Genomic DNA, 12485 nt, shown 5'->3' on the forward strand with positions numbered 1-12485 from the left:
GTGCGCTCTTATAATTTCTATATTCTGCCATTTCCTTAGCCACACTATTTGGATGAAACTAGGATCTGGCAGATGTCTCTTCAATCGGCGCCATTTCTTCAAAGGTCGCCTGAATCTTATCCGGAATGCGTCTGTCGATCTCTCTGGCCGCTTCTTCAATTGCAGCCATAAAGGCCTTCTTCGACGCATTTCCGTGACTTTTCACTACAATACCGCGCAATCCTACCAGACTTGCGCCATTATACTGGTCGGGGTTCACTCGTTTATACAGTTTTTTTATGACGGGCCTGAGTAAAAATGCCAGACAACGGTAAAAAAGGTGCTTTTTCAACGCTTTTGTAAACTTAAACATGATAAGTTTGGCAATCCCTTCACAGGTTTTCAATGCCACATTGCCAACAAAGCCCTCACATACAATGACGTCTGACTTGCCTGAAAATATATCACTCCCTTCACAATACCCCTGATAATTGATCACTGAACTGTTCTGCATCAACCTGGCAGCTTGCTTAATACCATCGTGCCCTTTGATATCTTCGAGTCCAATGTTGAGCAAATGGACTTTAGGCCTGTCCAGATTAAGCGCAGCACCTGCGACAATAGACCCCATAATGGCGAATTGAAATAAGGTTTCAGGATCACATTGTATATTGGCGCCAAGATCTAACAGATAAACGGGCTGCTTTTTTTCTGTCGGTACAGACGTGATCAAAGCGGGTCGTTTGATACCCGGCAACATTTTCAGAACGTAATGTGCCATACTCAATAACGCCCCTGTATTACCGGAGCTCACACAAGCTTGCGCCTGACCAGACTTAACCAGGTCCAGTGCGACTCGCATCGAGGAGTTTCGTTTATTTCGCAATGCCTGAGCAGGATCGCATGTATTGGTAACGACTTCGTCACAGTGTTTAACGATTAAACGGGGATGGGATAGCGCATTGGCTTTTTCAAGTGCACTTTCAAGAACTGTGCGGTTACCACAAAGTAAGAGAATTAAACGAGGATGTTTTTCGACTGCGGCGATTGCAGCAGGTATTGATGAACGGGGGCCGTAATCGCCCCCCATCATATCTAACGCAATGGTTAGATCAGCGTACATAAAGTAATCTCTTACTTAGAAATTACTTTTTCGCCTTTGTAGTAACCGTCAGCAGTTACGTGGTGACGACGATGAGTCTCACCAGAAACCTGATCTACAGTTAGTGTAGGGCCGTTAATAGCATCGTGTGAACGACGCATGCCACGACGTGAACGTGACACTTTACTTTTTTGTACCGCCATTAGCCTATCTCCTAAGAATCTTTCTTAAGTTGTTTTAAAATTTCAAATGGATTTGGTTTGCTCTCTTGTTCTTCTATATCACCAAAGCTAACTGGCTTATCAGAAAATGAACAGGATGCTTCTGTATGCTTAGGAACGATGGGGATCGCCAGTATCAACTCATCTTCGACAATTTGCCGCAGATTAATTTCACCTTCTTCATCCAACTCCACAACATCATAGCACTCAGGGAGTTCTTCCGACTCTGCACCGAATCCGACTGGCGAATACGCAAAGTCTTGTTCCAAATCCAACCCTAATTCATCGTTACAACGTTGACACAACACGGTGACTTTGGCCTGTACGCTTCCACGTACAACAACCAAACCTTGCTGGTCTGTTTCGCAACGAATAGTTACCGCTATTTCACCTACTTGATCTTGCACAACTTGCTGCAAACGAGAAAGTTCTTCAAGCGCTATTACACCGTCATAACTGGCCCGGCGCTGTGCCGCTTTGCAAGGATCAATGGTGATGGGAATTTTCACCTTTTGCATAGGGGCTGCATCATATAGATAGTTAGAGCTTTAGTCAAAGCAAAATTAAACTTTCATATTGTTTTTAACCACGTTGTGATTATCCTATGGAGAATTTCCTACAACGTAGTGACAGTACTTATGAAATCACCACTTATATTAGCCTCCAGCTCGCCATTTAGGCAGCAAATTTTAGCAAAATTATGCCTGCCATTTGACAGCTTTTCGCCCGACATTAATGAATCCGGGCATCCACAAGAAGCCCCTGCCGATCTGGTTGCCAGATTAAGTGAAAGCAAAGCGCGCGTCGCGCACCAACATTATAGCAATGGATTGGTGATTGGCTCAGATCAGATTGCTTTATTTAATGATCAGATCCTCGGTAAACCACACACTGTAGAAAATGCCCATGCACAACTCAAACAGTTCAGTGGTCAGGTGGTCACTTTTCTGACCGGGTTGTGTGTCTACCAGCTTGAGACACGACGGGCCGTTACTAAGGTTGTGCCATTTAACGTGCATTTTCGTCAGCTAACAGACGCCCAGATTGAACACTATGTCGCAAAAGAGCAACCGCTCAACTGCGCGGGTAGTTTTAAAAGTGAAGGGCTGGGTATTTGCCTGTTCGACAAACTAGAGGGAGACGACCCGAATACATTAATTGGGCTCCCTCTGATTGAGCTGACTAAATCATTGGCAGAGTTCGGCGTCGATGTACTCGGACAATAGAAAGTCACTCAGCTGAGCATAGCTATGACACAATGCCAGTGGTGTATAAGCTGTGAGTTGCGCTGCGCTGGCAGCGCCAAAGGTTACGGCGATAGCGGGTACATGTGCATTGCTGGCCAGTTGCATATCAATCCCTGTATCACCCACCATAATTGCCTCTTCTGGGGGTACACCCAACTCGCTTAAGATCTGCAGTAACATATCAGGATCGGGTTTTGACTTTGCGTCATCTGCCGTTCTAGTGACACAAAAATAGTCACTCAAGCCACTGTGTGCCAGCAGGTTATCCAAACCAGCGCGGCTTTTACCTGTCGCAACCGCAAGTAAAATGCCCTGAGCTTTCAGTTCGGCCAGCAGTGCTTCAACTCCCTCAAACACAGTTATGGGCGTTGTGTCTTCTTTATATAGACGTTTATAGGTTTGTGCTAACTCAGCTGCCATTGCTTGTTGCTCTGGAAACAAGGTCACCATAGCCGTTTCTAGTGATAACCCGATTATCGACTTGGCGGCGTCATTCGAGATGGGCTCAAGCCCATGACATGCCACGACTTTATGCAAGGTATTGACAATTTTTGGCACCGTGTCCATAACTGTGCCATCCCAATCGAAAATAACCAGTTTATATGCCATGGGTACCTCTTAGTGTTGTCAGGCAGTGCTCCAGCGCTTTATCCAGTGGTGCTTCAACATGTAGCGTAGTCTCATGCTTAGGATGGATAAATCTAAGCTCACGGGCATGCAAGAACAAGCGACCCAGGCCCAGCTGGCGCATTTGGCTGTCAAACACCTGATCGCCATACTTATCATCACACGCTATTGGGTGACCTTTGCACTGAGTGTGCACACGGATCTGGTGGGTGCGTCCTGTGACAGGCGATGCCTGAACCAAGGTCGCACCATTGAAACGCTCCAGTACCCGAAAGCGCGTATGCGACGCTTTGCCTTCTTCGTGATCAACTCGCACCACCCGCTCGCCGGATTGCAGGGTGTTTTTGCGCAGCGGCTCAGTAACATTTTTATGCTTTGCAGACCACTCACCACACACCAGTGCCCAGTAATTCTTTTCCATGGTTTTTTCTCTGAGCTGTTCGTGCAACCCCTTGAGAATGGCGCGACGTTTTGAGATCAATAAACAGCCGGAGGTATCGCGATCGAGACGGTGTACTAACTCCAGGCTCTTTTCTTCCGGGCGCAAAGCACGAATTGCTTCAATCAGTCCATAGCTCAGACCGCTGCCGCCATGAACCGCCATTCCGGATGGCTTATTCATGACAATCAGATATTTATCTTCATACAGAATCGCATCTTCGAGCCCGGCTACTTTGTCCAGATTCTTCGGTACAAACTCTGACTTTTCAGCCACTTTAACCGGCGGAATACGCACTTCGTCGTTCAGTTGCAGCTTATACACCGGCTTGACCCGCTTTTTGTTAACCCTGACCTCCCCTTTGCGAAGAATTTTGTAGATTGCACTCTTTGGCACCCCTTTGAGGTGGGTAAGCAAAAAGTTATCTATGCGCTGACCGAGTTGGTCTTCTGTTATGGTTACAAAACTTACCTTTAAGCCGGTTTTTTCTGACATTGCCTAATCACTGAATTGAGTAATAATTTAGTTGCTATCACGCAGGTATTAGTGGGATAATCGGCCCGCCTATCTTTGCGAGCGTGCTTTTTATCGCATTGATGCCGCTGTGATGCACATCTTGGGTGGAGGATCATACAGATTAGAGCTGAGATTTCCACAGCTTTATCGACCCGGCCCAGTGACAAATACGTGCGTTTAATCTGAAATGAAGCGTGTAATAGTTCATTGTACTGATTAAACACAGCTAAATAACCGAAATTAAAAGCAATAATTATTAATGTCTTGTGTAGTTTAGTCGGGATACGTTTAGGCCCGTGCGACATCTGCAAGTTGAGTGAAACACTCAGTAACCCGCCACTTAAAAAGCAGTGTGGCGTAAGCGTTGCATGCGGATGTAAATGATTGTTCCCGTCTCCCAGTCGTGAGACTGCATTATAAAAATAGGAACACTAAACACCTGAACTAGCGTGCACAGGCAAAGTGTAAAAAATTAAGTAGAGTAAAAATATGAAACGTATGCTGATCAATGCGACGCAGCAAGAAGAAATGCGCGTTGCACTGGTTGACGGCCAGCGTCTGTACGATCTTGATATCGAAAGCCCTGGTCATGAACAGAAAAAAGCCAATATTTACAAAGGTAAAATCACTCGTATAGAACCTTCCCTAGAAGCCGCTTTTGTTGATTATGGTGCTGAGCGCCACGGTTTTCTCCCTCTCAAAGAAATTGCCAAAACATACTTCCCTTCAGGTTATACCTTCAATGGACGCCCTAACATTAAAGATGTGATCAAAGAAGGCCAGGAAGTCATCGTTCAGGTCGATAAAGAGGAACGAGGCCAAAAAGGGGCGGCACTGACCACTTTTATCAGTGTGGCCGGTAGTTACCTGGTACTGATGCCCAATAACCCTCGTGCAGGCGGTATTTCTCGCCGTATCGAAGGCGATGAACGTATCGAATTGAAAGAAGCGCTGAGTCGCCTGAACCTGCCAAAAGGCATGGGTCTGATCGTACGTACAGCGGGTGTGGGCAAGTCTTTTGAAGAATTAGAATACGATCTGAAAGCCCTGCTGGTGCACTGGGAAGCTATCCAGAATGCAGCCAATAGCGGCAAAGCACCGTTCTTAATTCATCAGGAAAGTAATGTAATTTTCCGCGCTATTCGCGACTATTTACGCCGCGATATCGGTGAGATCCTAATTGATAAAGCCCGTGTATTCGAAGAAGCAAAAGCCCATATTGAGCGCTTTCGCCCTGACTTCATCAACCGCGTTAAGTTGTACCAGAACGATGTTCCGCTGTTCACACACTATCAAATCGAAAGCCAGATAGAGTCGGCTTTCCAGCGTGAAGTACGCTTACCTTCTGGCGGCTCGATCGTAATTGATCCAACCGAAGCACTGACCTCTATCGATATCAACTCCTCCAAAGCGACCAAAGGTGGCGATATTGAAGAAACGGCGTTAAATACCAACCTCGAAGCTGCTGACGAAATTGCCCGTCAACTACGTTTGCGCGACCTAGGTGGCCTGATAGTAATCGACTTCATTGATATGACGCCACCGCGTCACCAGCGTGAAGTAGAGAACCGCCTGAAAGATGCAGTACGGGCAGACCGCGCCCGTGTACAGATTGGCAAAATTTCACGCTTCGGCCTGCTAGAAATGTCACGCCAGCGCTTGCGCCCTTCACTGGGTGAAGCCAGCCAACATTCTTGTCCCCGTTGTGACGGCCAGGGCACGATTCGTTCAAACGAATCGATTGCTTTGTCTATTTTGCGTCTCATCGAAGAAGAAGCGATTAAAGAAAACACCGCTCAGGTTAACGCGCAAGTGCCTGTAAAAGTAGGCTCTTACCTGCTTAACGAAAAACGCCGGGCGGTACAGCGCATTGAAAAGCGCCACAATTGTGACGTTGTGATCATTCCTAACCAACACATGGAAACACCCCATTATGACGTGGTTCGCCTGCGCAAAGACGATGTGCCAGAGAGTGTGAGCTACGAGCAGGTTGTGACTCCTGAAGTTGAAGTGGTCGCTACACCAATAGCTACCCCTGTGGTCAAAGAAGAGCCTGTTCTGAAAGGCGTCGCTATGCCAACAGCGCCAGCACCTGCACCTCAACCCACAGAAGCAGCTAAACAACCTCAAGCGCAGAAGCAAGCAGAAGAGGAAGTCGGCTTACTAAGTCGTATTGGAACATGGCTGAAAGGCTTGTTTGGTGGTGAGGAAGAGCAAAAAGAGGAAGAACAGCCTAAGCAGCAACCTCGCCAGCGTCAGGACAATCGTCGCCGTAACCAGCAGCGCCGTAAGAGCCGTAATCGTAATGACCGTCGCAACGATGAGCGCAATGACAACCGCAAAGTTGAGCACGGCAAAAGCGATGACAAGACTCGCAAAGATGAGCAAAACGACAACCAGGAACGCAGCGAAGGCCGTAATAAGCGCCGTCGCCAGAACCAGCGTCGCCGTAACGACTCAGACAAATCAAAGCAAACTGCTGAGCAAAATGCTGAGCAAAATGCTGAGCAAAAACAAGATGGCACAGAACAGGTAACTCAGGAGAAAGCGAACAAGCCACGCCGTCAACGCCGCAACCTGAAAAAGAAAGTGCGAATTGAAAGTGAAACCCAAGTTGCTCAAGCCACTGATGAGGCTGCTAAAGTACAACCAGAGGGTACACAGGAACCTGTGCAACAACCTGAACAAGTTGCAGACCAAAACACTGAGGCTGTTGTCAATGAAGCTGCCCCACAGGAAGAGGTGAAACAGACACAAACAGCTGAAACCTCCGCGAACGAGGTAGCAACTCAAACTCAGGGACAAAGTCAGGACAAATCACAAGTTGAAGAGACCCCTGACGAAGACCAAGAGCAACGTGAACAACCTCGTACTCGTTCTCGTCGCTCTCCGCGTCATCTAAGAGCAGCAGGCCAAAAGCGCAAACGTAATGAGAATAAAGACGCAACGCCTGCGTTTGTTCCTGTCGCGGATCAGGCTGCAGCCGAGTTTGAAGCTGAGTTAAACGCCACAGCAAAAGCATCAGACGTTGATTCACAAGAAGCGGCAAGCGTTTCTGAAACTGAGGCAGCCGCTGTTAAAGCTAAAGCCCCGGTAGCAGAACAGGCTGATGAAGCGCCGAAGGCTGATATCCCTGCTCCAGTGCGGGAGGAAGAAGCATCCGTTGTTGAAGCATCTGTCACAAAATCAGTGGAAGAAGCGCCAATTTCTGATACACCCGCTACTGAGCCCGTGGAAGCAGCGCCGATTGCTGATACAACCGTTACTGAGCCCGTGGAAGCAGCGCCGATTGCTGATACACCTGCTACTGAGCCCGTGGAAGCAGCGCCGATTGCTGATACACCCGCTACTGAGCCCGTGGAAGCAGCGTCGATTGCTGATACACCCGCTACTGAGCCTGTGGAAGCAGCACCGATTGCTGATACACCCGCTAATGAGCCTGTGGAAGCAGCGCCGATTGCTGATACACCCGCTACTGAGCCTGTGGAAGCAGCGCCGATTGCTGATACACCCGCTACTGAGCCTGTGGAAGAAGCGCCGATTGCTGATACACCCGCTACTGAGCCTGTGGAAGAAGCGCCGATTGCTAATACACCAGCTGCGAAGCCAGTAGAAGAAGTACCGGTTGCCGCCCCTCCAGCAGAACACGTGGAAGAAGCACCTGCTGAAACCGCACCACTTGCACAAGCAACAGAATCGGCTGTGTCAGTACGTGTGCGTTATCAATGCGGTGCTGCAGCACCGATGACAAAAGCAGCGGCTGATAGCAGTGCTGATAATGCCATTACAGTCCTGCCAATGCCTGACTCTATGCGCGAAAAAGTCAGCGACAGTGGCCAAGGCTCAGGCTCTAAGTCTCCGACAGCAAGAGCAAGCTCAGCCATGGCTTCACCCGCAAGTTACGAATAGGTTTTTGTATTAAACCGCCTAAAAGGGCCGCATGAGCGGCCCTTTTTGATCCCTTCATAAGCACTCGTCGACTTTACCTTTGCTGGCTCTCCTCTGCACATAACCTATTAGCAATCTCAGTGCGAGAAAGCCATATCTATGACACGACTAATTTTCAATGACCCGCTCAACAGTATAGTGAGTCCCCCGCTAAGCTGTGTTCAGCGCCGGGAGTAGCCAGAATCGGCACACCACTATCTAACACCAATTTCACTTAATATCTGTTCAATTTGACGGAGCAAATATGACGCTAACTGTGTTAAAAATTTCTCATTTAGAACCTTTACCTAAGGTATGAGTTCGCAAATTCTTGCCTGGTTATCGAACATATTTCTCGCCTCAAAATAGAACACTATATTAAGCAAATTGGTATCAACAAACGAGTCTGAGGCGAATGTAGTGGGACTCAAGTGTATTGGTATAGCGGATCGCTATATCTATAACAAGGCAGGTATGAAATGAAGGTTAATGACTGCGAAGTGTGCTGCAAACAGGGCGAGGAATAAGTGGAAATACCAGAACGATTAGCTCTGATATTTCAGTTTCGGATTAAATATACAACTTTTCAGTCGCCAGCACTTTCTTCAGGTATCGGCGTGTCTCATTGTAGGGTAACCCCTGCTGTAACGCTTCCAGCACACGCTCAGGGGATAATGAGTTAATCACCCTTGCTGCGCGTTTTATATTGCGAGAGCCGTCCGCATTAAACACACTCGCGACATTACCAGCCCCCGTATTATAAGCCGCTATCATACAATACTTACGACTTAGAGGATCTTTAATTGCACTCAAGTAGCGATCGTTGAGGAGATGCAAATACGCTGTACCTGCTTCAATATTGTTGTCGACCACATACAGATACGGTGGACTCATTGGCTCATCCAGCTTGTGCAGGAAGCGATTAACATCGACCCCGGCGCTGGTTGGTACTATCTGCATTAAGCCAAATGCCGGAATATGTGACTTGGCTAAGGGGTTAAAATGGCTCTCTGTGTGCATAACCGCCAACACCAGGCTTGACTCAATTTCAAAACGCTCACTTTGCCTTGCTATTTGATCCTGATATTCCGAGGCGCGCTTATGTGCCAGACCATTTTTCGGCATTTTTATCCGTACCTGGGTCACCTGCTGAGGCTCAGTTTCAGAGATCTTTCTGACAGATTTGGTAAGATTTTTAATTCGCTTGGTCGCCAGCGCATCCAGCTCCGCTTTTTTCGTTGTTAGCTGCTTACTCGCAGCTTCCACCTTGTGTGGATCTGAGCCCAATGCCAGCGCCTCATCAGCCTGCTGCTCGGCTAGCTTTTTCTGTTCCTGGGTTTGCTGTTTGATCTGTGCCTTTGCTGCAATGATAGATTTCACACGCAGCCCGTTATCTATCGCAGCTTGCTCTCGTTCGCTGACACCACTAGCCAATGATTCACCACTGAGGAAGGACTGGAACAGCTTACGTTCAGATTGCCTAAACCTTTCAATGGCTTGCGAAATCTGCTGATCTGAGACGTGCGTTCCTGCATGATGGCGTACGCTAAGGACTAACTCGTTGTTTTCAAAATCAACTTCCAGGCGTTCCCGATTATCCTCGGAATATCTGACAAACTGGCCTTGATCAGAGACTTTTGCTTCTCCCCACTGCTGGATCAGTTGGTCACGAAACGCATCAAACTCTGCAAAATGCGCTTCAACATAGTCATTAAACTCTTGTAAATGTTGCGCCTTATAGCGCTCAAATTCTGTTTGTTCCTGGGCGCTGTTGTCATAGGTTTGCATTGCCGCTTCCAGCTCATTAAATAAACCGGATGTACTGGCAACCGCGGCAGCGGCGGCAAACTGAGATGCAATCGTCAATGCAAGTATGGTTTTCACAGCCCACTCCTATCAATGAATGGCGCACCTTACGGTGCGCTTACGATTCGATTAATTGGTTAATCTGGCGATTTCTTTTTCCAGATCTTTTTCTGCTTTAAATGCTTTAAACTCTTGGTACAGGAATTGCTCATCCTGAGGGTTTATTTGCTTCTTACTCTCTTTTACCAGGTCTTTAAAGAGGCTTTTTGTCAATGCCGGTGATAATGTCGTCAGCGCACAAAAATAATCCTTGCCACCAATCTCGACCACGTCTGCTTTAATCACGCGAGAGCCATTGAGTGTTTGCTTTGTCAATTGCTTTGAAACTGAGCTAAAGGTCGCGCCTACGGTCGTTTCCTCATTCGCATCGGTACGGTTTGCAAATGTTTTGTCCAGGCCTTCAATGCGCGTTTCAATCTGTTGTGCCAGTGCCAGTCTTGCATTAGCCACAGCCATTTTCTGGTCAATCGAGATGTTTCCAGAAAATTTCACGCAATCTGCAGCAGCGATGCCGTTTTCAACAGCCGGATTTAACACCCAGTCAGGTATATTAATTTTCGACTCAGAGGCTGATTTTTCTCCAGTCGAGCTACAGGCTGTTAACATCCCTGCCACGAGCATAGTAGTAATAAGCGGTTTGATCTTCATGATATTGTCCTTCGAGCTATTGATTGCTAAGCGATGATTTAAATTTAACAAAAGCCTGATTGCTTTACAGTAATAAATTGTAAGAACGATTTCTTACAATATTCAGCTTCAAAAAAAGCAAAATAATCTTTAAGTTAGTGCAAATATATCCAACTTTTTTGGTATAGTCACCGTAAACTTTATTACAAGCAAAGGAAGCGTAATGCTATCTCTATTCAATACTTTGCATTATCGAGCTTGGTTAACCGTGGCCCTGATTGTGGTTCTGACTGGATGCAATACAACACCCGCCAACAAAAATTCAATTTTGCTTGCTCAGCAAGGCCAGTTTGAACAAGCTAAATCTGCGATAGAAACAAGTTACTCGGCTTCAGGTAAAAACAAGTTACTGCGCTATCTTGAACTAGGCACATTGTATCACCTAGAGCAAAGGTACCAGCTAAGTAACGAAAACCTAGACAAAGCCAAAGCGATTATTGAAGAACAATACACCATCAGTGTTTCGGAGCAAGCTCTGGCATTGCTAAGTGGCCCTACATATACCACATTCTCCGGTAAGGAGTTCCATCGCCCCCTGATCAACGTATTTAAAGCACTTAACTATAATGCTTTAGCAAATCGACATCCTGCACAGAGACAATACTACCTGGATGCCGCTCTGGTTGAAATGCGCCAGCTTGATACCTATTTGTCGACCCTCACCGATGAAACGGGTGGCTATGATGGCAACCCGAGTGGCGACGGACTCACTGACAGAGTAATGCGTATTTTGCAGCCGCTTTTGGCACCCAACGACCTGCTGAAAAACGTCGACTATAAAGATGACGCATTTGCGCATTATATCAGTGGTATTCTGTATGAAAGCAGCAACGAATTGGATGCTGCCCGCATTCAGTATCAAAGAGCTGCTTCGGCATTTGAACAAGGTTTTGCCGACCAATACAACTTAGGCAAGCACGCCACAAAACAGGCCTATACGGACCTGGCACGCGTCATGCGAAAAGCCGGTGGCTATCGTAATGAGCTGAACGAACTCGAGAAAAAATGGGGCGACAGCATTACTGAAACCACGCAACCGGGTCCCCGCCTGACAGTCGTTCAGAATGCGGGCATTGGCCCACAACGCAAAGAATTTAATTTACTACTGAGAGCAGATCACAGTGCTAAAGCACTGGTTGTTACCCCCATCCTTTGGGGAACACCAGCTGAACGAAAAGCGCAAATGTGGTGGTTTCAGATGCTATACGCAGACACCAGCCTGTTCGATATGATGCAAAATTATGCCACCGGCGACTTAGGTGACGTTGCCATGGGGGTATTGACTAAACGCCTGCCATTGGGCGACACCCTGTGGCAAAGTGCAAAAACGGCTGGATTGATAGACGCACTGGAACACGGTAGTCGTATCGCGGTGACTTACCTTGAGCCATTCAAGCAAAAAATAGACAAATCTGAACTTTGGATTGAGGGCAAAAAAGTCGCAGAACTGGATAACTATCACTCTGTTAGCCTGCTGACCCTGCAAAGCGCACTGAAAAATGCCAACCGGGAAATGCAAATTGCACTTACCCGTGAAGTGGTTAAGGCTATGACAGCCCATAAAGCAATACAAAGCACCGGGCTGCAAACATTTGATGGCTTTGCTAAGTTGGCAACCAGCGTGATGAACGCAGTCACGGCCAGTGCTGACTTACGTCAATGGCAGTCGCTCCCAGCTCAGATTAAACTCACCCAGGTACCGGTGACATTGGGCACCGTTAATATCACGCTCAAAACTAAACTGCGCTCGGGCAAAGTAATAGAACAATCTGACACACTTGAAATCAACGAAAATATGACGCTGTGGCATACCCGTACTTTCATTGAAAGTGCCCAATCCGCAGCACCAACCACTCTGCTTACAATGGAATAAT

Annotated in this window: 10 protein-coding genes; 3 read left to right on the forward strand and 7 right to left on the reverse strand. The window is 47.2% G+C overall.

Going from position 1 to position 12485, the window contains the following annotated elements; all coding sequences use genetic code 11:
- Positions 1–58: 58 nt before the first annotated feature.
- Genes plsX through yceD form a run of 3 tightly spaced genes read right to left on the reverse strand, consistent with a single transcriptional unit; the run spans position 59 to position 1820 of the window.
- Complete coding sequence (gene plsX, locus MHN33_RS01415; protein ID WP_239393504.1) at positions 59–1102, reverse strand: phosphate acyltransferase PlsX; 1044 nt, start codon at positions 1100–1102, stop codon at positions 59–61.
- A gap of 11 nt (positions 1103–1113) precedes the next feature.
- Positions 1114–1284: a 50S ribosomal protein L32 gene (gene rpmF, locus MHN33_RS01420; RefSeq protein ID WP_010382129.1), complete on the reverse strand. Its 171-nt coding sequence runs from the start codon at positions 1282–1284 to the stop codon at positions 1114–1116.
- Positions 1285–1295: 11 nt separating this feature from the next.
- Entirely contained in the window at positions 1296–1820 is a 525-nt protein-coding gene (yceD, locus tag MHN33_RS01425; RefSeq protein WP_239393507.1) for a 23S rRNA accumulation protein YceD, read from the reverse strand.
- A gap of 120 nt (positions 1821–1940) precedes the next feature.
- Between yceD and MHN33_RS01430 the strand changes: the two genes are divergently transcribed.
- Entirely contained in the window at positions 1941–2528 is a 588-nt protein-coding gene (locus MHN33_RS01430; RefSeq protein ID WP_239393512.1) for a nucleoside triphosphate pyrophosphatase, read from the forward strand.
- Here the strand turns inward: MHN33_RS01430 and MHN33_RS01435 are convergent.
- Together MHN33_RS01435 and rluC are read right to left on the reverse strand one after the other, a co-directional pair.
- Positions 2490–3158, reverse strand: coding sequence for an HAD-IA family hydrolase (locus MHN33_RS01435; RefSeq protein ID WP_239393514.1), 669 nt, complete (start codon positions 3156–3158; stop codon positions 2490–2492). The genes MHN33_RS01430 and MHN33_RS01435 overlap by 39 nt on opposite strands.
- On the reverse strand, positions 3148–4110 hold the full coding sequence (gene rluC / locus MHN33_RS01440) for a 23S rRNA pseudouridine(955/2504/2580) synthase RluC (protein ID WP_239393516.1): 963 nt from the start codon (positions 4108–4110) through the stop codon (positions 3148–3150). Before rluC ends, MHN33_RS01435 begins: the two co-directional genes overlap by 11 nt.
- Before the next feature lie 510 nt (positions 4111–4620).
- On the opposite strand from rluC, the gene rne reads away from it, so the two are divergent.
- Positions 4621–8040 carry a ribonuclease E gene (gene rne, locus MHN33_RS01445; protein ID WP_239393524.1) on the forward strand — a complete coding sequence of 1140 codons (3420 nt, stop codon included), beginning with the start codon at positions 4621–4623 and terminating at the stop codon, positions 8038–8040.
- Between the two features lie 588 nt (positions 8041–8628).
- Here the strand turns inward: rne and MHN33_RS01450 are convergent.
- Entirely contained in the window at positions 8629–9942 is a 1314-nt protein-coding gene (locus MHN33_RS01450) for a transglycosylase SLT domain-containing protein (protein ID WP_239393535.1), read from the reverse strand.
- A gap of 51 nt (positions 9943–9993) precedes the next feature.
- On the reverse strand, positions 9994–10572 hold the full coding sequence (locus MHN33_RS01455; RefSeq protein ID WP_239394985.1) for an LPP20 family lipoprotein: 579 nt from the start codon (positions 10570–10572) through the stop codon (positions 9994–9996).
- 202 nt (positions 10573–10774) lie between these two features.
- On the opposite strand from MHN33_RS01455, the gene MHN33_RS01460 reads away from it, so the two are divergent.
- A complete protein-coding gene (locus MHN33_RS01460; protein ID WP_239393537.1) occupies positions 10775–12484 on the forward strand; it encodes a hypothetical protein in 1710 nt (569 codons plus the stop codon).
- Position 12485: the final 1 nt, after the last annotated feature.

The organism is Pseudoalteromonas sp. OOF1S-7, from assembly GCF_022347765.1.
GTDB lineage: Bacteria > Pseudomonadota > Gammaproteobacteria > Enterobacterales > Alteromonadaceae > Pseudoalteromonas.

Coding starts and splice junctions, on each gene's coding strand:
- yceD (WP_239393507.1), bottom strand. CDS start 1,820: ATGCAAAAGGTGAAAATTCCCATCACCATTGATCCTTGCAAAGCGGCA.
- MHN33_RS01460 (WP_239393537.1), top strand. CDS start 10,775: ATGCTATCTCTATTCAATACTTTGCATTATCGAGCTTGGTTAACCGTG.
- rluC (WP_239393516.1), bottom strand. CDS start 4,110: ATGTCAGAAAAAACCGGCTTAAAGGTAAGTTTTGTAACCATAACAGAA.
- MHN33_RS01435 (WP_239393514.1), bottom strand. CDS start 3,158: ATGGCATATAAACTGGTTATTTTCGATTGGGATGGCACAGTTATGGAC.
- plsX (WP_239393504.1), bottom strand. CDS start 1,102: ATGTACGCTGATCTAACCATTGCGTTAGATATGATGGGGGGCGATTAC.
- rpmF (WP_010382129.1), bottom strand. CDS start 1,284: ATGGCGGTACAAAAAAGTAAAGTGTCACGTTCACGTCGTGGCATGCGT.
- MHN33_RS01430 (WP_239393512.1), top strand. CDS start 1,941: ATGAAATCACCACTTATATTAGCCTCCAGCTCGCCATTTAGGCAGCAA.
- MHN33_RS01455 (WP_239394985.1), bottom strand. CDS start 10,572: ATGAAGATCAAACCGCTTATTACTACTATGCTCGTGGCAGGGATGTTA.
- rne (WP_239393524.1), top strand. CDS start 4,621: ATGAAACGTATGCTGATCAATGCGACGCAGCAAGAAGAAATGCGCGTT.